Source organism: Acidovorax sp. GW821-FHT09B03 (assembly GCF_059418305.1).
Map to the genome: position 1 here is coordinate 198,397 of NZ_JBWKPP010000009.1, position 22,640 is coordinate 221,036.

The following is a 22,640-nucleotide window of genomic DNA, read 5'->3' on the forward strand; positions in this document are numbered from 1 at the left end:
ATGGGTCGCCATGGGGCCTTTCCGTAGGGCTTGTTTTTGAGTAACAATTGTTTACATGCATTTTCTACCGCCCTTTCCCGTCGATGCCAATCACCCATTGGATGTAGCGATGGCGCGCGAGTCCCTGCGCTTGCGTGCGCAGCAGTCGGTCAGCGCGCGCACCATGGTGGTCGTGGCGGCCATCGTGGCGGCGATCTGCTTTGGCTTTTCCACGCCGGCCTGGCGCGTGCTGGCGTGGATGCTTCCCGTGGTGCTCATGGCCCAGATCAATGCGGTGCTCAGTGCCCGCGCACTGGCCATGCTCGAGACGGCGGACGCTGCTGCGCTGGCCGAGCAGCAGACCGATCACTGGTGGATCACTGTGGCCAACCAGGCCCTGATGGGGACGACCGTCTGGTGGATCGGCTACGGCACCAGCGGGGGCATCGCGACGTTTGCCACCGTGCTGCAGCTCATCTACCTGGGTGGGGCGCTGGTGAATGCGTCAACGCACCCGGCGACCTTCATCGCCGGGGCGTGGATCAACCTGGCCTTCGCCGCCGTGTTCTGGCTCACCCAGGGCGGCACGAATGGTCTGCCGCTGGCCCTGGCCCTGTTTGGCGTGGGGCTGGTGGTCGCGGTCTCGTCGCGGCAGACGGCGCAGGCCTTCCGGGATTCGCTGCAGATCCGCTTCGAGAATGCGGACCTGCTGCGCCGGCTGGGGGAAGAGAAGCAGGTGGCCGAAGAGGCGAACGCCGCCAAGTCGCGGTTCCTGGCCGCTGCCAGCCATGACCTGCGCCAGCCCCTGCATGCCCTGCTGGTCTTCTCCTCCCTGCTGCACCGCCATGAAACGCCCCAGACTGCGCAACTGATCGCCCACATCCGTGATGCGGCAGGCTCGCTGGACAAGCTGTTCTCGGGGCTGCTCGATCTCTCCAAGCTCGAAACCGGCAGCATCGTGCCGCAGATGCAGGCCCTGAACATCGCCGCCATGGTGAAGGACCTGGCACGCGAGTTCGAGCCGAGGTGCGCTGCCAAAGGGGTGTCCATCGTGGCCGAGGGCGACGATGAGGCGTGGGTGCTGAGTGACGCCTTTCTGCTGGAGCGCATCTTGCGCAACCTGGTGGACAACGCGGTGAAGTACACCAACGACGGTGGCGTCATGGTCTCCGTGCTCGCGAAGGAAAGCGTGGTGGAGCTGCAGGTCCGCGATACCGGCATCGGCATTGCGCTCGACTCGCAGGCCCGCGTGTTCGAGGAGTACTTCCAGGTCGGCAATCCCTCGCGCGACCCGGGGCAGGGCAGTGGCCTGGGCCTGGCCATCGTGCGCCGGCTGGCGACCCTGCTCGGGCTGGAAATGGGCATGCAGTCGAATCCCGGCCAGGGAACGACCTTCATGCTCACCTTGCCCCAGGCGCCCATCTTCGAGAGCACGGGCGCGGGCGCCCTCTCGGCACCGGCCCAGCCGGTGGTGTTGGGCATGGCGGTGGATGTCTGGCTCGTCGAGGACCATGCCCTGGTGCGGATGGCGACCACGCAGGCGCTTGAGTCCTGGGGCTGCAAGGTCACGCAGTGGGACGGCATGCCGCCCGATTCCGCGATCGACGCGGCGGCGGCACCTCCGCATGCGCTGGTCGCCGACTACCGGCTTTCTGGCGATGCCACCGGCCTGGATGTGGCGCAGCGCCTGCGCACCCGCTGGCCCGCGCTGCCGGTGGCGATCATCACGGGCGACCCCGGCATCGACGTCCACGAGGTCGCACGCCTGGGCAATATCGCGATGTGGCAAAAGCCGGTGCTGCCTTCGCTGCTGATCAACTGGCTGGCAGAGATCGGCGAGCCGGTGGCCGACCGCCGTGCTCCGGCCCTGGGGCCTCTGGCCGACAGGCCCGGGACCGTCAGTCCGTCATGAAGCGGGCCCGGCACGGGCCCATGCCCCGCGTAACAAGCGGGAGCATTTCAGTTATCCGTGGCGCTGCGCGCCACCCCCCATCGCGTCACGCGATGCGCACACCTTGCCGTGCGCAGACGTAGACCGCTTCGGTGCGGCTCTGGACGTTCAGCTGGCGGAAGATGACGCTCAGGTGCGACTTCACGGTCTGGTCGCTGATGTTGAGCTCGCGCGCAATCACCTTGTTGGGCAAGCCGCGCAGGATCGCCGCCAGCACATCGCCCTGGCGCTGGGTCAGTTCGGGAAACGCCTGGGTGAGGTCGCTGGGCAGGTGTTTGTCCGTGGGCGCCGCCGTCCTCCCGGGCCCGGAGAGCAGGGTGGCAGGCAGGTAGATGCCGCCCGAGGCAATGGTGTTGAGGGCCTGCAGCAGTATTTCCGGCTCGGAGTCCTTGGCAATGAAGCCGACCGCACCGTTGTCGATCGCCGTGCGCACCAGGGCCGCGCTTTTCTCGCCCGACAGCACGATCTGGCGTGCCTGGGGCACCAGTTCACGGATGGCCACCATGGCATCGGCGCCGGAAAGGCCTTCCATGTGCCAGTCCAGCAGTACGACATCTGCGGGCTGCGCCCGCAGTTTTTCGAGCCCCTCCTCGCAGCTGCCCGCGATCTGGGTGTCTATTCCGAAACCGAGCTCGGCGAGCAGCAGGCGCAGTCCCTCTCGAAACAGGGAGTGATCGTCAATGACAAGAACATTCATGGATGGAAATGCGGGGCATCACCGTGATGCCACAAAGGCCACATGCACGGTCAAAATGGATTGGATTGCCATCGGATGACACATTTGGTATCGCGCCGACTATGCCATGGTCTTGGCGTCCGTGCTGTGGGATACCCCAGTTTTTTACCACTTGGTGGAATTGCTGGCGTGCAGAGCCTGCCCCGGTGCCTCAGCGCAGGGCCTTGATGGCCTGCGCCGCCCGGGTCACGAGCGCCGGGCCTTCGTAGATCAGCCCGGTGTAGATCTGCACCACGTCCGCGCCCGCGCGGATCTTGCTCACTGCATCGTCGGCGCTCATCACGCCCCCCACGCCGATGATGGGGAATTGGCCGCCCAGCGCGGCGCGCAGCTGGCGGATCACGTTGTTGCTGGCTTCGAGCACCGGTGCGCCGCTCAGGCCACCGGTTTCCTCCGCGTGGCGCAGGCCCTTGACCGCATCGCGGCCGATGGTGGTGTTGGTGGCGATCACGCCGTCCATGCCGTGGCGCTGCAAAGTGGCGGCGATCACGGACACCTGCTCTTCGCTGAGGTCGGGCGCGATCTTCACGAAGATGGGCGTGCGCTTGCCGGCCTGTTTTGCCAGCACCTCGCGGCGCTCGGCAATGGCGCCCAGCAGTCCGTCCAGCGCCTCGTCGCTTTGCAGCGCACGCAGGTTCTGGGTGTTGGGCGAGCTGATGTTCACCGTCACGTAGTCGGCATGGGGGTACACGCCATCCAGGCAGGCCAGGTAGTCGCTGGTGGCATTCTCGATGGGCGTGCTGGCATTCTTGCCGATGTTCAGGCCCAGCAGCATGCGCGGGCCGCGGCCTTTCTGCTCGCGAAAGCGCGACTGCTGCACATTGCGCAAGAAGGCGTCCAGCCCTTCGTTGTTGAAGCCCAGGCGGTTGATCAGGGCGCGCTTCTCGGGCAGGCGGAACATGCGCGGCTTGGGGTTGCCGGGCTGGGCCTTGGGTGTCACGGTGCCCACTTCCACGAAACCGAAGCCCATGGCGCCCAGGGCGTCGATCACGCGGGCGTTCTTGTCCAGCCCGGCGGCCATGCCCACGCGGTTGGGAAATGTGAGGCCTGCCAGCTCGATGGGGTCGTCCACCCGGGTGTTGCACCAGGCCCATTGCAGCGGCGTGCGTTGCCCGCGCGCCAGCATGTCCATGGTGAGTTCATGCGCGGCTTCGGCATCCATGCCGAAGAGGAAAGGGCGGGTGAGGGCGTAGGGGATCAGAGACATGGGGGGATGACAGGGGATAATTGCGCAACAACCTCCGATTTTCCCTCATGACGACCTCCATCCCCCTGACCCAAGACGAACTCAAGGCCCTCGTAGGCCAGGCTGCCCTGCAATACGTGGTGCCTGGCGAGATAGTGGGGGTGGGCACGGGCTCCACCGTCAACAAGTTCATCGACGCGCTGGCCAGCATGAAGGACAGCATCAAGGGCGCCGTGTCGAGCTCGGTGGCCAGCACCGAACGCCTGAAGGCCCTGGGCATTCCCGTGTTCGACGCGAACGAGGTCGAAGCCCTGTCGGTCTACATCGACGGCGCCGACGAAATCGACGGCCAGGGCCACATGGTCAAGGGCGGCGGCGCAGCGCTCACGCGCGAGAAGATCGTGGCCGCACTGGCCGGCCGCTTCGTCTGCATCGCCGACGAATCCAAGCTGGTGCCGGCCCTGGGCAAGTTCCCCCTGCCCGTGGAAGTGATTCCGATGGCGGCCCAGAACATTGCACGCCGCTTTGCGGCCCTGGGCGGCAAGGCATCCATCCGCCAGAAGGACGGGCAGCCCCTGGTCACCGACAACGGCCAGCACATCCTTGACGTCACCGGCCTGTCCATCACTGACCCGCTGGCCTTCGAGTCTGACGTCAACCAGTGGCCTGGTGTGGTCACGGTGGGGGTGTTTGCGCACCAGAAGGCCTCGGTCTGCCTGTTGGGCACCGCCCAGGGTGTGAAGACGCTGAGCTACTGATTGCTTGCGCACGCCCCCTCGTCGGGGCTTTGCCAGCAAAAAAGACAATGGGCCGCAGTCGCGGCCCATTGTCTTTTGGAGGATGGGGCTGGCCGGATGCCTGCTCGAAGGCTCAGAACCGGATGCCTGCCGGGTTGGTGGTCGACGGGCCTTCGGTGGACGGTGCCGGGCGCGCGCGCGGCGAAGCCGTAGTGGCCGCCGCATCCGAGGCGGGCGCTGCGGCAGCAGGGGCCGCGGCGACCAATGGCGTAGCGGGCGGGCGCCGATAGCTGGCCGTCAATTGCGACGCCTTGGGATAGCCGGCCGCATCCAGGTATTGCGTCCACTCCGTGTCAGAAAAACCGACCATGCGCTGGGTTCCGATGGTGCCGAAGGGCAAGGAGGTGTCTCCGCTGAGCTTGCGCAGTGCATCAAGGTCTTCGTTGGTGGTCACGCTGCGCTCGGTGAAGGGCACGCCCCGGTTCACCAGCAGGCTGCGTGCGCTGACACAGGGCGCGCAGTCGCTGCCGGTGTACAGCGTGACGGGAAAGCGCTGGGCAATGCGCGACAGTTCCAGTGGCAGGCCGGTCGTGCTGCCCACGGCACCCGTTGCCGGGTTGGTGGTGGTGGCCGTGGCCTTGCTCGCATTTTCCGGTGCCCGGTCCGAGAAGGTGACCTTGCCGTCGGGCCCGACGATGCGGTACACCGTTTGCGCCTGGGCTCCCGCGCAGGCAAGAAGGACCAGCACCGGGGCCAGCATGGGCAGGGACAGCAGGTTCTTGCGCATCGTCTTTCTCCTCGGATCCGTGTGTTGTGGGGAAACTCAGGCTGCGGCCGGTTCGGCCATGCCCTGGTGGCGCATCAGGGCGTCCAGGCGCGGCTCTCGGCCCCGGAAGGCCTTGAACGACTCCATCGCCGGGCGGCTGCCGCCGGCTTCCAGGATGGCCTCGCGGTAGCGGCGGCCGGTCTCGGCGCTCGGCTGGCCATCGCTGCCCACCGTTTCTTCAAAAGCGGCATAGGCGTCGGCGCTCAGCACCTCGGCCCACTTGTAGCTGTAGTAGCCCGCAGCATAACCGCCCGCGAAGATGTGGCTGAAGGTGTGCGCCGTGCGGCTGAAAGCCGGTGGCTGCAGTACCGCCACCTCGGCACGCACCTGGGCCAGCAGGGGCATGATGTCCCGGGCCGGGTCGTGCTCGGTGTGCAGCAGCATGTCGAACAGCGAGAACTCGATCTGGCGCAGCGTCTGCATGCCGCTCTGGAAGTTCTTGGCCGCGATCATCTTGTCGAACAGCGCGCGCGGCAGCGGCTCGCCGGTGTCCACATGGGCCGTCATGTGCTTGAGCACGTCCCACTCCCAGCAGAAGTTCTCCATGAACTGGCTGGGCAGCTCCACCGCATCCCACTCCACGCCGCCGATGCCCGAGACGTCACGCTCGTTCACCTGGGTCAGCATGTGGTGCAGGCCGTGGCCGAATTCGTGGAACAGGGTGATCACGTCATCGTGCGTGAGCAGTGGCGGCTTGCCGTCCACGCCACTGGCGAAATTGCACACCAGGTGCGCCACAGGGGTCTGCAGCACGCCGGTGTCGGGGCGCAGCCAGCGGGTGCGCACGTCGTCCATCCAGGCACCGCCACGCTTGCCGGTGCGCGCTGGCTGGTCCAGGTAGAACTGGCCGACGAGTGTGTTGCCGCGCTCGATGCGGTAGAACTCCACGGCCGGGTTCCAGACCGGGGCGCTGTCGCGGCGGATCGCCACCTCGAACAGCGTCTCGATGATCTTGAACAGGCCGGCGAGCACCTTGGGCGCCGTGAAGTACTGCTTGACCTCCTGCTCGCTGAAGGCGTAGCGCGCCTCCTTGAGCTTTTCGGCCACATAGGGCCAGTCCCAGGCCTGGGGGTTGGCCAGGCCGAGGCTGGTCGAGGCAAAGGCGCGCAGGTCGGCCACGTCCTTCTCGGCGTAGGGCCGGGCACGGTGCGCCAGGTCGCGCAGGAAGCTGACCACTTCGGCAGGCGATTCGGCCATCTTGGCCACCACCGAGACCTCGCCAAAGTTGGCGTAGCCCAGCAGCTGTGCCTCTTCCTTGCGCAGGGCCAGGATCTCGCTGATCAGCGCCGTGTTGTCGTACTTGCGGGCGTCGCCCTCGGCCTGGTCCGAGGCGCGGGTCACGTAGGCGCGGTAGATCTTCTCGCGCAGGGCGCTGTGGTGGGCGAACTGCATCACCGGCAGGTAGCACGGCATCTTCAGCGTGAGCTTGTAGCCATCCTTGCCATCGGCCTGGGCGGCATCGCGCGCGGCCTGCAGCACGTCGGCCGGCACGCCATCGACCTCGGCTTCGGTGGCGTAGTAGGCAAAGGCGTCCGTGGCATCGAGCGCGTTCTCGCTGAACTTCTGGCTCAGCTCGGCCTGGCGCTCCTGGATTTCAGCGAAGCGCTCCTTGGCGGCGCCCACCAGCTCTGCACCGCTGAGCACGAAGTTGCGCACGGCATTCTTGTGCGCCTGGCGCTGCTCGCCGGTGAGGGCGGCGGGGTCGATGGCCTTGTACTTGGCGTACAGGCGCTCGTCGGCGCCCAGGCGGGTCCAGAACTCGGTCACGCGGGGCAGGGCGGCGTTATAGGCGGCGCGCAGCTCGGGTGTGTCGGCCACGCTGTTGAGGTGGCTCACCGCGCCCCAGGCTGTGCCCAGTTGCTCGGTGGCCACGTCCAGCACCTGGGCAATGGCGTCCCAGCGGGCGGGAAAGTCGGGGGCGGTCACCTTTTCCAGCGCCACGTTGGCACGCTCAAGGAGCACATCGACCGCAGGCGCGACGTCCTCGGGGGTGATGCGGTCAAACTGGGGAAGGCCGGAGAATTCGAGAAGGGCGTTGCTCATGCGGTGTAGATGGCGCCTCGGGGCGTAGGTTCAAGGATTTTTCACCGGGCTGCCGCGGTGCGCTCGGCGGCCTCGATGGTGTTCACCAGCAGCATGGTAATGGTCATCGGGCCAACCCCGCCAGGGACGGGGGTGATCCAGCCGGCCACTTCCTTGACGCCCTCGAAGTCCACGTCGCCGCAGAGCTTGCCTTCGGCGTTGCGGTTGATGCCCACGTCGATCACGATGGCACCGGGCTTGACCATGTCGGCCGTGAGCGTGTTGGCGCGGCCCACGGCCGCCACCACCACGTCGGCCTGGCGCGTGTGGTAGCCCAGGTCGGGCGTGCCGCTGTGCGTCACGGTCACGGTGGCATTGGCCTGCAGCAGCAAGAGGGCCATGGGCTTGCCCACGGTGTTGCTGCGCCCGATCACCACGGCATGCTTGCCCTTGAGCGACTGGCCGGTGGACTCGATCAGCTTCATGCTGCCGTAGGGCGTGCAGGGGCGAAAGCCCTCCAGGCCGGCCATCAGCTCGCCGGCCGACAGCACCGAGTAGCCGTCCACGTCCTTGGCGGTGGAGATGGCCTCGATCACCTTGTGCGGGTCGATGTGCTTGGGCAGGGGCATCTGCACCAGGATGCCGTGCACCGTCGGGTCGGCGTTCAGCGCGGCGATGCGGGCCAGCAGGTCGGCCTCGCTCAGAGTGGCCTCGTACTTCTCGAAGACCGAGCGCACGCCGCTGTCCTCGCAGGCCTTGACCTTGTTGCGCACATAGACGGCGGAGGCCGGGTCTTCACCCACCAATATCACGGCCAAGCCGGGCTGGTGGCCGCGCGCGGTGAGGGCGGCGGCGCGCTGGGCGACTTCGCTGCGCAGTTGGCGGGAGAGGGCGGTGCCGTCGATGAGTTGGGCTGTCATGGCTGGAATACGGATCGAAAAGGGCGCCGGGGGGCGCCCTGGTGGGTGACTGGTGTGGGCTCAGCCCTTGGGGGCATTCTGGCCGAGGGCGATTTTCAGCAAATCGGCCACGGTATTGGCGTTGAGCTTTTCCATGATGTTGGCGCGGTGCGCCTCCACCGTCTTGATGCTGATCCCGAGGTCGTCGGCGATCTGCTTGTTCAGGCGGCCGGCGACGATGCGCTCGAGCACCTGCGCCTCGCGGCTGGTGAGCTTGGAAAGCAGGGCATCGCGGCTGGCGGCCTGCTGGTAGCCGGCGAAGGCCTCGCGGGCATGGTCCAGCATGCGCTCGACCAGGCCGACCAGCTCTTCTTCGTCAAAAGGCTTCTGGATGAAGTCGAGCGCACCCTTCTTCATGGTGTTCACGGCCATGGGCACGTCGCCGTGGCCGGTAATGAACACGATGGGCAGGGGCGACTTGCGCTCGATCAGACGGTCCTGCAGCTCCAGCCCGGTCATGCCGCCCATGCGGATGTCCACGATCAGGCAGGCCACTTCGCGCGGGTCGTAGCGCGACAGAAAGGTCTCGGCCGAATCAAAGCAGCGCACCCGGTAGTCCTTGCCTTCCAGCAGCCACTGCAGGGAGTCTCGGACGGCTTCGTCGTCGTCCACGACGTATACGGTGCCTTTTTTCGGAATCAAGCTCATGCAATTGTCCTTGGAGTATGTGCGTTTGCTACAGAATTTGTAGTGTCATCGGCAGGCTTGGCAAGCGGCAACCAGAAGGAGAACCTGCAGCCCGTGACCTCGGAACCATTGTAGATGTTCTCTGCATGCATCCGGCCCTGGTGCGACTCGACGATGCTGCGGCACAGATTGAGGCCCATGCCCATGCCTTCCTGCTTGGTGGAGAAGAAGGCTTCGAACAGCCGCTCCAGCACCTCGGGCGCCAGGCCCTTGCCGGTGTCCAGCACCGAAAACTCGACCACGCCGCGGTCCTCGATGGTCTTGGGGACCACGCGCAGCTCCACGCTGCGGCCGGCGGTGGGGCGGTTGGCCTGCTGGATGGCCTCGGCGCCGTTCTTCATCAGGTTCACCAGCACCTGCTCGATCAGGATGGTGTCGGCCATCACGGGCGGCAGGCGCGCAGCGATGTACAGCGTGAGGCGCACATGGTGGCGGCGCAGCTCGATGTCGGCCAGCTCCACGGCCTCGGTCACCATGGAGTGCACGTCGGCCAGGGCACGGTTGGGCTCGCTCTTCTTCACGAAGGAGCGGATGCGCTGGATGATCTGCCCGGCGCGCTGCGCCTGGTGGGCCGTCTTCTGCAGGGCCGTGAGCAGGGCCTCCTCGGTCAGCTGCCCGCTCTGGATGCGCGAGACCATGCCGCTGCAGTAGTTGTTGATGGCGGTGAGCGGCTGGTTGAGCTCGTGCGCCACGCTGGATGCCATCTCGCCCATGGTGATCAGCCGGCTCACCGACTGGGCGCGTTCGGCCTGGCGCGAGGCCTGCTCTTCGGCCTGGCGGCGCGGCGTGATGTCGGTGGCGATCACCATCTGTGCCAGGCGGCCGTCCACCCAGTTCAGGTAGCGTGAGCGCACTTCCAGCCACTTGCCCAGGTCGGGCAGGTAGATCTCGGCGTTTTCGGTGCGGGCGCTGGTCAGCGTATCGGTGGGCAGGCCCATCAGCCCGTCCTCGTCGTCCACCCCCGTCGACGTGCTGCTCGCCACGGGCACCACGCCGGCCTGGGCCACCAGTTGCAGGTGGCCGCCGGTCTGCGAGCCGAACCACTGGCGGTACAGCTTGTTGGCAAACAGCAGCTCCTCGCTGCCCAGCGGCGCCACGGACACCGAGGCATCGAGCGATTCGAGCACGATGGTGAAGCGCTCGTGCGATGCCGACAGCTGCTCGCGCACCCGGTTGGGTTCGGTGATGTCGGTCATCGACGTCATCCAGCCCGTCTGGTGGCCATGGGCGTCGATCAGCGGCGACACGTACAGCCGCGCATCGAACAGCGTGCCGCTCTTGCGCCGCACCCGCACCTGGAAGCCACCGACGATGGTCTTGCCGCTGAGTTCATCGCGCAGCTTGGCGTGCAGCGCCTCGTGGTCCGAGTCGGGCCAGTAGGGGAAGGGTGCCTTCAGGCCCACCAGCTCGGCCTCGCTCCAGCCCGTCATCTGGCAAAACGCGGCATTCACGTAGGTGATGCGGCCTTCCATGTCCAGGGCGCGCATGCCGGTGAGGATGGAGTTCTCCATCGCGCGGCGGAAATTGGTCTCGGCCACCAGGGCCTGCTGGGCCTGCATGCGCCGGCGCGTGTGGCGCCAGGTGGCGATCAGCATCCAGGCCGTCATGGCCGACAGCGTGCCCACCAGCCAGAACAGGCCGCTGCCCACCACGCCCAGCGAGGTGCGGTAGGCCTGGGCGCGCAGCACCAGGCCGTTGCCCACGGGGGAGACGGGCACCTCGTACTCGTTGGCGCGCGGGCTCCAGGGAAGGAACTGCGTGGCCGGGTTGCGCGGGCCCAGGGGCGTACCCGCCAGCACCTGGCTCTTGCCATCGAGCATGGTCACGGCATAGCGTGCCAGCACCTCGGTCGGCGTGCCATAGCGCAGCAGGCTGTCGATGGAGTACTCGCCCAGCACCACGCCGCTGAACTTGCCCTGGTTGTTCAGCGGCACCTGCAGTTGCAGCAGCGGCGTCACATCGCCCTGGGCGGCCGGTGGCTGGGCGTAGACGGGCTGCTGCAGGTCGCGCGCCAGGCCGTAGGTGTCGGCCGTGTCGCCGGCCTTGAGCACCTCGCCGGCAATGCGCAGCTCGCTGCTGGCCAGCGTGGGCGCGGCATGGCTGGCACGGATGCGGCGGCGCTCGTCGATCCAGGTGATGGCCTGCAGCTCGGGGTACTGGCTGATCAGCGTCTCGGCCCGGCTCACGAACTCGGAGCGCTCCAGCTCCTGGTTGGACAGGTCGCGCGCAATGCGCATGAGCTGCTCCTGCCGCTCCAGCAGGCGCAGGCGCACGCGCTGCTGGGCATATTCCACATCGCGGCGCAGGGCTTCCTGCTCGCGCTCGGCCTCTTCGGCGCGCAGGTACCAGAAGGCCGCCACGATCGCCGCCAGGAACATCAGCACCGCCGCCAGGGGCGCGAGCGCGGCGAACCGGTCCTGCCGGGTGGGCGAGAGGCTGCGCCACCACTTGCGCCACCAGCGCGCAGGGGCCGCGATGGGGGAGACCGTGGGGGAGGGCGCTGGGTCGGTGGGATGCATGTCCCTCAAGTGTAGAGGAGGTGCACACCTGGTTACGGACAGCGGGGACAAACCTGTCCACGATCCCTTTTGCGGCGGCTTGTCAGGCTGGCGTAGGCCTTTTGCGAACGCTCGTTCTTGTGCAGTTGCAGCAAAATCTCATAATGCGATATCGATGGGCACCATTTGAAATTGGCGAAAAGTTGTGAGAAACTAGGGGCAGTGTTCTAAATTGCTGCCACACCCATAGGAGACAAAGCATGTCAGCTCAGCCCGACCCTCAGGCCGCTTTCGGCCTCGGTACCGACGTCGATCAGCAGGAAACCCGTGAATGGATGGATGCGCTGTCCGCCGTGATCGACAAGGAGGGCCCCGAGCGCGCCCACTTCCTGCTGGAACAACTGCTGGAGCACGCGCGCCAGAGCAGCATCGACATGCCGTTCTCGGCCAACACCGGCTACGTGAACACCATCGAAGCCGACCAGGAAGCCCACTGTCCCGGCAACATCGCGATTGAAAAGCGCCTGCGCGCCTACATGCGCTGGAACGCCATGGCCATGGTCGTGCGCGCCAACCGCCTGAACCCCGCCGACGGCGGCGACCTGGGCGGCCACATCGGCTCGTTCGCATCGGTGGCCAGCATGTTCGGCGCGGGCTTCAACCACTTCTGGCATGCCGCCAGCGAAGACCACGGCGGCGACCTGCTGTACATCCAGGGCCACAGCTCGCCCGGCATCTACGCCCGCGCCTACCTCGAAGGCCGGCTGACCGAAGAGCAGCTCGACAGCTTCCGCCAGGAAGTGGACGGCAAGGGCCTCTCGAGCTACCCGCACCCCAAGCTGATGCCCGAGTTCTGGCAGTTCCCCACGGTGTCCATGGGCCTGGGCCCGCTGATGGCCATCTACCAGGCGCGCTTTCTCAAGTACCTGCACGCCCGGGGCATCGCCAACACCGAAAACCGCAAGGTCTGGGTGTTCTGTGGCGACGGCGAGATGGACGAACCCGAATCGCTGGGCGCCATCGGCCTGGCCGCGCGCGAAAACCTCGACAACCTGGTCTTCGTGATCAACTGCAACCTGCAGCGCCTGGACGGCCCGGTGCGTGGCAACGGCAAGATCGTGCAGGAGCTCGAAAGCGAGTTCCGCGGCAGCGGCTGGAACGTCATCAAGCTCCTGTGGGGCAATGGCTGGGACACCCTGCTGGCGCGCGACAAGACCGGCAAGCTCAAGCAGCTGATGATGGAGACGCTGGACGGCGACTACCAGGCCATGAAGGCCAACGACGGTGCCTTCGTGCGCAAGAACTTCTTCGGCCGCTACCCCGAGACGCTCAAGCTCGTCGAGCACATGACCGACGACGAGATCTTCGAGCTGCGCCGCGGTGGCCACGAGCCCGCCAAGGTGTATGCCGCCTTTCACGCCGCCAACGCGCACAAGAACCAGCCCACCGTGCTGCTGGTCAAGACCGTCAAGGGCTATGGCATGGGCAAGGCCGGTGAAGGCAAGAACACCGTGCACCAGACCAAGAAGCTCTCGGACGAGGACATCAAGTACATCCGCGACCGCTTCAGCATCCCGATCCCGGACAGCCAACTGGCCGACATCCCCTACTACAAGCCGGCCGACGACACGCCGGAAATGCAGTACCTGCAAGAGCGCCGCAAGGCCCTGGGCGGCTACCTGCCCAAGCGCCTGCCCAAGGCCGAAGAGAGCTTCACCGTGCCCTCGCTCGATACCTTCAAGGCCGTGCTCGAACCCACGGCCGAAGGCCGCGAGATCTCCACCACCCAGGCCTACGTGCGCTTCATCACGCAGCTGCTGCGCGACCAGGCCCTGGGCCCGCGCGTCGTGCCCATCCTGGTGGACGAGGCACGTACCTTCGGCATGGAAGGCCTGTTCCGCCAGATCGGCATCTACAACCCCAAGGGCCAGCTGTACACCCCGGTCGACCGCGACCAGGTGATGTACTACCGTGAAGACAAGGCCGGCCAGATCCTGCAGGAAGGCATCAACGAAGCCGGCGGCATGGCCAGCTGGATCGCTGCCGCCACCAGCTACAGCACGAACAACCGGATCATGATCCCGTTCTACGTGTACTACTCGATGTTCGGCTTCCAGCGCATCGGCGACCTGGCCTGGGCGGCGGGCGACATGCAGGCCCGCGGCTTCCTGCTGGGCGGCACCTCGGGCCGCACCACGCTCAACGGCGAAGGCCTGCAGCACGAAGACGGCCACAGCCACATTCTGGCCGGCACCATCCCCAACTGCGTGAGCTACGACCCGACCTTCGCCCACGAAGTCGGCGTGATCATGCACCATGGCTTGAAGCGCATGGTCGAGCGCCAGGAAAACGTCTTCTACTACATCACGCTGCTCAACGAGAACTACCCCATGCCCGGCCTGCAGCCCGGCACGGAAGAGCAAATCCTCAAGGGCATGTACCTGTGCAAGCAGGCACCCGCCCTGGCCGCCGATGCGCCCACGGTGCAACTGCTGGGCAGCGGCACCATCCTGCGCGAATCCTTCTTCGCCCAGGAGCTGCTGGAAAAGGACTGGGGCGTGGCCGCCAGCATCTGGAGTTGCCCGAGCTTCAACGAACTGGCCCGCGATGGCCAGGACGTGGAGCGCTGGAACCTGCTGCACCCGACCGAAACGCCACGCGTCTCGTTCGTCGCAGAGCAGCTGGGCAAGACCACGGGCCCCGTGGTCGCCTCCACCGACTACATGAAGAACTACGCGGACCAGATCCGCTCGTTCATCCCGGCCGGCCGCACCTACAAGGTGCTGGGCACCGACGGCTTCGGCCGCAGCGACTTCCGCAGCAAGCTGCGTGAGCACTTCGAGATCAACCGCCACTACATTGTCGTGGCGGCCCTCAAGGCGCTGTCCGAAGAAGGCAAGGTGCCTGCGGCCAAGGTGGCCGAGGCCATCGCCAAGTACAACATCCAGGCCGACAAGGTCAACCCGCTCTACGCATAAATCGCACCGGAGACAACAATGGCATTGGTAGACATTCAGGTTCCGGACATCGGTGACTTCGACGAAGTCGGCGTGATCGAGCTGCTGGTCAAGCCCGGCGACACGGTCAAGGCCGAGCAGTCGCTGATCACGGTGGAATCCGACAAGGCGTCGATGGAGATCCCCTCGAGCCACGCAGGCGTGGTCAAGGAGATCAAGATCGCCGTGGGCGACAAGGTCAAGCAGGGGTCCGTCATCGTCGTGCTGGAAGCCGCCGACGCGGCTGCTCCCGCAGCGGCAGCCCCGGCCGCGGCACCCGCTCCGGCGGCTGCGGCGCCCCAGGCCGCAGTACCTGCGCCTGCACGCGCTGCAGCCCCGGCCGCGGCATCCGGCCCGGTGGAAGTGCGCGTACCCGACATCGGCGACTTCAAGGACGTGGCCGTCATCGAGATGCTGGTCAAGGTGGGTGACACCATCAAGGTTGAGCAGTCCCTGTTTACCGTGGAGTCCGACAAGGCCTCCATGGAGATCCCTTCGCCCGCCGCAGGCGTGGTCAAGGAACTCAAGGTCAAGATCGGCGACACCGTGAACATCGGTGACCTGGTGGCGATTCTCGAGGGCGCGGCCGCGCCCGCAGCATCTGCGCCAGCACCTGCTCCGGCCCCCGCAGCCCAGCCAGCTGCAGCAGCACCTGCGCCGGCCCAGGCCGCCGCAGCGCCAGCCTCCGCAGCCGCCACCGCTGCAGTACCCGCCCACCAACCCGGCACCCCCACCGCAGGCCTGCCCCACGCATCGCCCTCGGTGCGCAAGTTCGCCCGCGAACTGGGCGTGCCGCTCGAAGAAGTCAAGGGCACCGGCCCCAAGGGCCGCATCAGCCAGGACGACGTACAGGCCTTCACCAAGCAGGTCATGAGCGGCGCCACCCAGACCAAGGCCCAGGCTGCCAAGGCGCCTGCGGGCGGTGGTGGTGGCGGCGCAGGCCTGGACCTGCTGCCTTGGCCCAAGGTCGACTTCAGCAAGTTCGGCACCGTCGAGCGCAAGGACCTGTCGCGCATCAAGAAGATCAGCGGCGCCAACCTGCACCGCAACTGGGTGATGATCCCCCACGTCACCAACAACGACGAGGCCGACATCACCGAGCTCGAAGCCTTCCGCGTCTCCACCAACAAGGAGAACGAGAAGAGCGGCGTCAAGGTGACCATGCTGGCCTTCGTGATCAAGGCCGTGGTGGCTGCACTCAAGAAGTTCCCGGAGTTCAACACCAGCCTGGACGGCGACACCCTGGTCTACAAGCAGTACTACAACATCGGTTTTGCGGCGGACACGCCCAACGGCCTGGTGGTGCCCGTGCTCAAGGACGCCGACAAGAAGGGCATCATCCAAATCAGCAATGAAATGGGTGAGCTGGCCAAGAAGGCCCGCGACGGCAAGCTCGGCTCGGCCGACATGCAGGGCGGCTGCATGTCGATCAGCTCGCTGGGCGGCATCGGCGGCACGCACTTCACGCCCATCATCAATGCGCCCGAAGTGGCCATCCTGGGCCTGTCCAAGGGCCAGACCAAGCCCGTGTGGGACGGCAAGCAGTTCGTGCCGCGCCTGGTGCTGCCGCTGTCGCTGTCGTACGACCACCGCGTGATCGACGGTGCCAGCGCTGCGCGCTTCAACGCCTATCTGGGCCAGGTGCTGGCGGATTACCGCCGCATCCTGCTGTAACGAGGAGACCCTGGTATGGCAATCATTGATATCAAGGTTCCGGACATCGGCGACTTCGACGAAGTCGGCGTCATCGAAGTGCTGGTCAAGCCCGGCGACACCATCAAGGCCGAGCAGAGCCTGATCACCGTGGAGTCCGACAAGGCCTCCATGGAGATCCCCTCCAGCCACGCTGGCGTGGTCAAGGAGCTCAAGGTCAAGATCGGTGACAAGGTCGCCCAGGGCGCCGTGGTGCTGACGCTGGAGGCGGCGGACGCAGGTGCCGCGGCTCCCGCACCTGCGGCAGCGCCCGCGGCAGCCGCACCGGTCGCTGCGGCAACCCCCGCTGCACCCGCGCCCCAGGCATCGAGCTTCGGCGGCAGCGCCGACCTCGAATGCGACGTGCTGGTGCTAGGCGCCGGCCCCGGCGGCTACAGCGCCGCCTTCCGCGCAGCCGACCTGGGCCTCAAGGTCGTACTGGTCGAGCGCTACGCCACCCTGGGCGGCGTGTGCCTGAACGTGGGCTGCATTCCCTCCAAGGCGCTGCTGCACGTGGCGGCCGTGATGGACGAAGTCAGCCACATGGCCGACCTGGGCGTGAGCTTCGGTGAGCCTACGCTCGACATCGACAAGCTGCGCGGCCACAAGGAAAAGGTCATCGGCAAGCTGACTGGCGGCCTGGCCGCCATGGCCAAGATGCGCAAGGTCACCACCGTGCGGGGCCTCGGCCAATTCGTCGGTGCCAACCACCTCGAGGTGGAAGAGACCAGCGGCGCCACCGGCCAGGAGAAGACGGGCACCAAGAAGGTCATCGCCTTCAAGAACGCCATCATCGCCGCTGGCAGCCAGGCCGTACGCCTGCCCTTCATGCCCGACGATCCGCGCGTGGTGGACTCCACCGGCGCCCTGGACCTGAAGGCCGTGCCCAAGCGCATGCTCATCCTGGGCGGCGGCATCATCGGCCTGGAAATGGGCACCGTCTACAGCACCCTGGGCGCGCGCCTGGACGTGGTGGAAATGCTGGACGGCCTGATGCAGGGCGCCGACCGCGACCTCGTCAAGGTCTGGCAGAAGATGAACGCCAAGCGCTTCGACAACATCATGCTCAAGACCAAGACGGTGGGGGCCAAGGCCACGCCCGAAGGCATCGAGGTGACGTTTGCTGCCGCGGAAGAGGGCGGCACGGCTCCGGCGCCCCAGGTCTATGACCTGGTGCTGCAGGCCGTGGGCCGCACCCCCAACGGCAAGAAGATCGCCGCCGAGAAGGCTGGCGTGGCCGTCACCGACCGTGGCTTCATCAACGTCGACATCCAGATGCGCACCAATGTGCCGCACATCTTCGCCATCGGCGACATCGTGGGCCAGCCCATGCTGGCGCACAAGGCGGTGCACGAAGCGCATGTGGCGGCCGAAGTCATCGCTGGCGAGATCCAGGGCAACAAGGAACTGGCCAGCGCCGCCTTCAACGCCCGCGTGATCCCCTCGGTGGCCTACACCGACCCCGAAGTGGCCTGGGTGGGCCTGACCGAAGACCAGGCCAAGGCCCAGGGCATCAAGGTCAAGAAGGGCCTGTTCCCCTGGACGGCCTCGGGCCGGGCGATTGCCAACGGCCGCGACGAGGGCTACACCAAGCTCCTGTTCGACGACAGCCCCGAGGCCCATGGCCACGGCAAGATCGTGGGCGGCGGCATCGTGGGCACCCACGCCGGCGACATGATCGGCGAGATCGCGCTGGCCATCGAGATGGGCGCGGACGCGGTGGACATCGGCAAGACCATCCACCCGCACCCCACGCTGGGCGAGAGCATCGGCATGGCGGCGGAGATCGCGCACGGCAGCTGCACGGATGTGCCGCCGCAGAAGAAGTAAGTAGGCAGACGGGCCGCTTCACTCCAGCAAAAAGCCGCGCATGCCTTCGGGCACGTGCGGCTTTTTTTTGTGCCCGGCCACGTACCGATCCACCAGGACATCGGCGTGCGCGGCTGCCACCCGGCCTCTACCAACCGTTGTGCGAGTGCATCGGGTCCCGGGCAGGCGGGGTTTTCCGGTAGCCGCCCGGCGCGCCATTGCGCACAATCCGCTGATCCCGTTACATTTTCGGGCGCCTGCCGCTTTCATGAGCACCATCGTTCAGATCTTCGACCGCATCACGGCCACCGACGTGCCCACCGCGTTGGCCGCGTGCCAGCGCGACCAGCGCGCCACGCCCCGGGTGGTGGCCATGTTCGACCAGTTCTTGCGCGAGGTGCAGTGCTACTACCCGCTGGCCGCTGGTGCCAACGGGGTGGAGCAGCCCCTGATCTGGGCCGAGGGCCTGCCGTTCGGGCCGTTGGACCACTGGCCGTTGAACCTGGGCCTGCACCTGCAGGCGCTGGACGCCACGGTGCTCTCCACCCTGGGCCATGTGGCAGCCGACGCCGGGCTGCAGCTGTTCGAGCCGCAGGGCGGGGCGCTGTACCGGCTGGACCGCCAGGTGGTCTACGAGGACGGCACGGTCGAGCCCTTTGCCGAACGCGCCCTGCGCGTGGAGCCGCCCAAGGTGCATGCCGCGCCCGGCAGCTTTGCCCCGGCGCGGGTGCCGCACAGCCTGGACGTGCTGTGCGGTGCACTGCTGGAGCGGCTCGCGCCCCTGGGTTTCGAAGTCCACCCCCATCCGGTGAACTCACGCGCGCGCCTCGTGCAGCGCAGTTATGGCCCTACGGTGCAGGCGTTTTTCATACAGGTGCAGCCCGAGCATGACCGGCAGTACATCCATTGCTCCGTGAACTGGTGGCTGCCCGGCGTGCGCGAGGCCTGGCTGGCGCGCCTGGACGAACTGGGCGGGCCCGAACTGCGCGGCCGCATCAAGACCTTCATCCCCGACTACGAGCGGACCCTGAACGATTTTCAGCAGATCCCCTGGCACCGCAACCCGCGCCTGGGCCAGAACGACCTGCGCAGCGCGCACGACCTGGCCGAGTTTGCCAAGGCCCTGGCCTTCTGGGCCGCCGAGCGCGCCATCCTCTGGCAGGACGCGCCCAAGGACATGGCGGCCCTGGGCAAGCTGCTGCTTTCGGTCGACCAGGTCAGCCGCGTGCTCAAGGACGGCGAGAGCGGCGTGCACGGCCTGTTCTATCTGCAGGAGCAGATGGCCCTTCTGGTACTGGCCTTGCACTGCAGGACGCCGCTGCGCGATGTCTGGGTCGAAACCCTGCGCCACCGCCAGCGCGTGACGCAGCACGTGCAGTGGAAGCCCGTCAGCGGCAACGATGGCAATGCCTTGTTCGACGCCATTCTCCACAGCCTGGTCGAGCGGCCTGCCGCACTGGGCGCCTGATCCATCCCCTACCGACATGACTTCCGACAACGACATCGAAACCCGTGTCCAGGCGATCGTGCAGGCCTACCTGGCCGATGCCTCTCCCGCCGCCTGGCACGTCTTTGCTGCGCGCTCCAACTACGACGGCAATCTGCAGGCATTGCAGTGGCTGGTGGACCAGCCCACGCTGGACCGGGGTACGGCGCTGCTCATCTACTGGTACCTGGGCGCCGGCTGGCATGTGCAGTTCACCTCGGCAGAACAGGCCTTGAGCCCAGAGACCTTCTTGCTATTGCGCCTGATCGAGGAGCGCTACGCAGCGGGCTTCTACAACACGGGCCATATCTGGTTCGACCCGCACACCTCCGAAGGCGGCCGGCCCGACGACTACCCCAAGGTGCCGGTGGTGCGGCCCGTGCCCGCCATCATGCTGAAGCCGGTGAACGGCAGCGAGTTCGTTGAGCTGGACCCGGAGGGCTTTGACGACGGGCTGCCGATGGCTGTGGCAGTGGCGATCTACGCGCTGTTCGAGGACAGCGACAGCTGAGCTTTCCGGCGGGTCAGCGGGCCGTCGTACCGTCGGGCGCCTCGGTGTCTGCACTGTGCGAGCCCAGTCCCGCGCCCATGGCCATGCCTCCCATGCCGGCCCCACCACCGCCACTGCCACCTGCGCTGCGCCCGCCACCGCCCTCGGTACTGCCGGCTGCCCGCTTTCCGGCGGCACCGCCTCCACCGCCGCTGCTGGGGCGCAATGGGCCCTGGTTGGGAATGGCCACCGCGCTGGGGATGGGCTCCAGGTCCAGTGCCGAGCGAATGAAGTGGCGCAGCGACACCACCAGTTGCGCAGTCTCGATGCTGCGCCCGGCCACCATGTCCTGGGCGGCCTTGGCGGCCAGTTCCACCTGTTCCTCGGTGCCGAGCAGGATCACGTCGGACAGCGCGGCCTCGACCGCATCGCGCACGCGGCGCTGGCGTTCGGTGCTGGTGAGGGCGAGGGAAGGCAGGGCTGGCTCCCCATTTTCGGCGGCATCGGCTTGCGGCGTTTCTCCAGCCATGGCCATCTGCACGGCGCTGTCATGCACCTGGTGGCGCCTCAGGTCGCGCATGTGCGTGGGATGCACCTGCAACTGCCCGGTGAATGAGCCACCCAGCGTCTTGTACGCGGCAATCAGGGTCTTGAGGCGTTCGTTGATCTGCCGGTTCTCGCGCTCGCGCCGCTTCTGGATGGTCTGCATGAACACCAGGCGCGTACCCACCATGACCAGGGTGGCCACCAGCAGGCCCATCAGGGTGGTGAGCAGGGTGGACCAGGAGCTAAAGTCGAGCAGGTTGCGCATGGGAGCTGGCAGCGTGGGGCGGGGGAGCACTGATGATAGGCATGGTGCCTGGATGCCGGTGTAGGCCTGCGGCCCAACCAGTCGGTCTGTCAGGTAGCATGCCCCTCCCATCCCCCACAACCGGTGACCGAATCCACGGGCACGACCGCATGAACACCAGCCGCCCACCAGAGGCCGACACGCCAACCGCCCCGGCTCCCGGCATCTGCCCCTGCTGCGGGCTGGCGCACGACGGCCTGTCGGTTTCCATCCCGGTCTCGCGGCCGACACTGACGGACAAGGTGCCGCCCGCGGAGTGGGCCGAGCGGGTCTGGTCCAACGGCGAGATGTGCGTGATCGACGACGAGCGCTTCTACCTGTACGGGTCGGTGCTGCTCTCCATCCATGGCCACCCGGACGAGTTTGCCTGGGGCGCCTGGGCCGAAGTGAGCGAGGAGCAGTTCATGGCCTACCAGGAACTGCGTGCCGAGGAGGGGCGGGAGGCGCACGCGCCGTTGGCGGCGCTGCTGGGTACCGACATCCCGTTCTACCCGGTGACCCTCGGCCTGCCGCTGATGGTGCATGTCCAGCCGCAGGGGCTGCGGCCGAATTTTGTGCTGGATGCCGGGCCGCATCCGCTGGTGCAGGACCAGGCCGGGGGCGTTAGCCCCGAGCGCGTCGAGTCCATCAAGGCCTGGTTCGCCTCGATCAAGGCTGGGTGACCACGCTGGGCTTGCCCGCCAGCGGGGTGGACGGGGGCAGGGCCCTGGCCGCCGCTGGCGCGGGGCGCTTGCTGATCAGCAGCACCCCCGCCAGCACCAGCCCCGCGCCGGCCATCTGCCACCAGGACAGCGGCTCGTTGAGCAGCCAGCAGCCGAAGAAGATGGTCAGCATGGGCCCCAGGTTGCCGATCAGCGCGGTGCGGGCGGCGCCGATGCGGCGGATAGCGGCAGACGTCATGAACACCGGCAGCACGGTGGAGAAGATCGCCATGCCCAGTGCATGCAGGTACACCGGCGCGGGTTGCGCCAGCGCCGCGACCGGCTGGGTCGCGACAAAATGCGCCAGCGTGGCCACGGTGGACACCAGCATGGCCAGTGCGGTGAAGCGCGCCGCGCCCAGGGTGCGGATGGCCGATTCGCTGCCCGCCTGGTAGAAGGCGTACGACACGGCCGAGCCGAAGACGAAGCCTGCGCCGATGAGCACGGCCCGGGTATCGCCGGCCACGTGCAGGTCGTGCGCAAAGGCCAGGCCGATGCCGGCATAGGACAGCAGCAGCGAGCCGATCTCGCGCCGCGATGCGCGCTTGCCCATGAAGAGCACGCCGATCACGATGGTGAGCGTGGGGTACAGGAACAGGATCAGCCGCTCCAGGCTGGCCGTGATGTACTGCAGGCCGATGAAGTCGAGGATGCTCGCGCCGTAGTAGCCCAGGAGGCCCAGGGCCGCGACCAGCGCCCAGTCGCGCCGGGTCAGCGGCGCCAGGCTGCGGCTGGCGCGCCAGCCGACCCAGGCGAACACCGGCAGCGAGAACGCCATGCGCAGCGCCAGCAGGGTGACCGAATCGACCGGCGTGGCCTGGGGCACGGCATAGGCCAGCTTGACGAAAATGGCCTTGAACGAGAAGCCGAGGGCGGCGAGAACGGCCAGGGCCAGACCGATGCGTTCGGCGGGCCAGTGTTTCCAGGAGGACATGGGAGGGTGGGGTTCAATTGCATGCGTCTGCCACGAACGGTATGCGTGCATGCGATAGGGAAAAGAAGAATCGATGGGTCCATGTTGCTCTGTTGTGTTGC

At 66.9% G+C, this 22,640-nt stretch carries 17 protein-coding genes; 8 read left to right on the top strand and 9 right to left on the bottom strand.

Annotated elements, in window-relative coordinates:
- Window positions 1-109 precede the first annotated feature (109 nt).
- The gene (locus AC07PA_RS18115) at window positions 110-1,891 is read left to right on the top strand and encodes an ATP-binding response regulator (RefSeq protein ID WP_494607628.1); all 1,782 of its coding nucleotides are present in this window, start codon (window positions 110-112) and stop codon (window positions 1,889-1,891) included.
- Window positions 1,892-1,976: 85 nt separating this feature from the next.
- On the opposite strand, the gene AC07PA_RS18120 is transcribed toward AC07PA_RS18115, so the two are convergent.
- Both AC07PA_RS18120 and AC07PA_RS18125 read right to left on the bottom strand, forming a co-directional pair.
- Complete coding sequence (locus tag AC07PA_RS18120) at window positions 1,977-2,627, bottom strand: response regulator (RefSeq protein ID WP_007850470.1); 651 nt, start codon at window positions 2,625-2,627, stop codon at window positions 1,977-1,979.
- Between the two features lie 190 nt (window positions 2,628-2,817).
- A complete protein-coding gene (locus tag AC07PA_RS18125) occupies window positions 2,818-3,873 on the bottom strand; it encodes a quinone-dependent dihydroorotate dehydrogenase (RefSeq protein ID WP_007850468.1) in 1,056 nt (351 codons plus the stop codon).
- A 47-nt stretch (window positions 3,874-3,920) separates the two neighbouring features.
- Here AC07PA_RS18125 and rpiA point away from each other — a divergent pair, with 47 nt between their 5' ends.
- Complete coding sequence (rpiA, locus tag AC07PA_RS18130; protein ID WP_494607630.1) at window positions 3,921-4,610, top strand: ribose-5-phosphate isomerase RpiA; 690 nt, start codon at window positions 3,921-3,923, stop codon at window positions 4,608-4,610.
- A gap of 112 nt (window positions 4,611-4,722) precedes the next feature.
- On the opposite strand, the gene AC07PA_RS18135 is transcribed toward rpiA, so the two are convergent.
- The 5 genes from AC07PA_RS18135 to AC07PA_RS18155 are packed head-to-tail and all read right to left on the bottom strand — an operon-like array spanning window position 4,723 to window position 11,602.
- Complete coding sequence (locus AC07PA_RS18135) at window positions 4,723-5,376, bottom strand: glutaredoxin domain-containing protein (RefSeq protein WP_494607632.1); 654 nt, start codon at window positions 5,374-5,376, stop codon at window positions 4,723-4,725.
- A 36-nt stretch (window positions 5,377-5,412) separates the two neighbouring features.
- Window positions 5,413-7,458: a M3 family metallopeptidase gene (locus tag AC07PA_RS18140; RefSeq protein WP_494607634.1), complete on the bottom strand. Its 2,046-nt coding sequence runs from the start codon at window positions 7,456-7,458 to the stop codon at window positions 5,413-5,415.
- A gap of 41 nt (window positions 7,459-7,499) precedes the next feature.
- On the bottom strand, window positions 7,500-8,357 hold the full coding sequence (gene folD / locus AC07PA_RS18145) for a bifunctional methylenetetrahydrofolate dehydrogenase/methenyltetrahydrofolate cyclohydrolase FolD (RefSeq protein WP_007848532.1): 858 nt from the start codon (window positions 8,355-8,357) through the stop codon (window positions 7,500-7,502).
- Between the two features lie 60 nt (window positions 8,358-8,417).
- Window positions 8,418-9,044: a response regulator transcription factor gene (locus AC07PA_RS18150; RefSeq protein ID WP_007848524.1), complete on the bottom strand. Its 627-nt coding sequence runs from the start codon at window positions 9,042-9,044 to the stop codon at window positions 8,418-8,420.
- Entirely contained in the window at window positions 9,041-11,602 is a 2,562-nt protein-coding gene (locus AC07PA_RS18155; protein WP_007848515.1) for a sensor histidine kinase, read from the bottom strand. Before AC07PA_RS18155 ends, AC07PA_RS18150 begins: the two co-directional genes overlap by 4 nt.
- 239 nt (window positions 11,603-11,841) lie before the next feature.
- Between AC07PA_RS18155 and aceE the strand changes: the two genes are divergently transcribed.
- The 5 genes from aceE to AC07PA_RS18180 all read left to right on the top strand — a co-directional run bounded on the left by aceE (window position 11,842) and on the right by AC07PA_RS18180 (window position 20,075).
- A complete protein-coding gene (aceE, locus tag AC07PA_RS18160) occupies window positions 11,842-14,559 on the top strand; it encodes a pyruvate dehydrogenase (acetyl-transferring), homodimeric type (RefSeq protein WP_007848506.1) in 2,718 nt (905 codons plus the stop codon).
- An 18-nt stretch (window positions 14,560-14,577) separates the two neighbouring features.
- Window positions 14,578-16,251 (top strand): dihydrolipoyllysine-residue acetyltransferase, encoded by a 1,674-nt coding sequence (aceF, locus tag AC07PA_RS18165; protein WP_494607637.1) that lies wholly within the window; start codon window positions 14,578-14,580, stop codon window positions 16,249-16,251.
- Window positions 16,252-16,266: 15 nt separating this feature from the next.
- The gene (gene lpdA, locus AC07PA_RS18170; RefSeq protein WP_494607639.1) at window positions 16,267-18,099 is read left to right on the top strand and encodes a dihydrolipoyl dehydrogenase; all 1,833 of its coding nucleotides are present in this window, start codon (window positions 16,267-16,269) and stop codon (window positions 18,097-18,099) included.
- 247 nt (window positions 18,100-18,346) lie between these two features.
- Window positions 18,347-19,546, top strand: a complete 1,200-nt coding sequence (locus tag AC07PA_RS18175; RefSeq protein WP_494607641.1) for a hypothetical protein — start codon at window positions 18,347-18,349, stop codon at window positions 19,544-19,546.
- Window positions 19,547-19,562: 16 nt separating this feature from the next.
- Window positions 19,563-20,075: a DUF4274 domain-containing protein gene (locus AC07PA_RS18180; protein ID WP_494607643.1), complete on the top strand. Its 513-nt coding sequence runs from the start codon at window positions 19,563-19,565 to the stop codon at window positions 20,073-20,075.
- Window positions 20,076-20,088: 13 nt separating this feature from the next.
- Here AC07PA_RS18180 and AC07PA_RS18185 read toward each other — a convergent pair whose 3' ends face one another.
- Window positions 20,089-20,865 (bottom strand): hypothetical protein, encoded by a 777-nt coding sequence (locus tag AC07PA_RS18185; RefSeq protein ID WP_494607645.1) that lies wholly within the window; start codon window positions 20,863-20,865, stop codon window positions 20,089-20,091.
- Window positions 20,866-20,963: 98 nt separating this feature from the next.
- On the opposite strand from AC07PA_RS18185, the gene AC07PA_RS18190 reads away from it, so the two are divergent.
- Complete coding sequence (locus AC07PA_RS18190) at window positions 20,964-21,566, top strand: DUF2199 domain-containing protein (protein ID WP_157405875.1); 603 nt, start codon at window positions 20,964-20,966, stop codon at window positions 21,564-21,566.
- Here the strand turns inward: AC07PA_RS18190 and AC07PA_RS18195 are convergent.
- Entirely contained in the window at window positions 21,553-22,539 is a 987-nt protein-coding gene (locus AC07PA_RS18195) for a DMT family transporter (protein ID WP_494607647.1), read from the bottom strand. The genes AC07PA_RS18190 and AC07PA_RS18195 overlap by 14 nt on opposite strands.
- Between the last annotated feature and the right edge of the window lie 101 nt (window positions 22,540-22,640).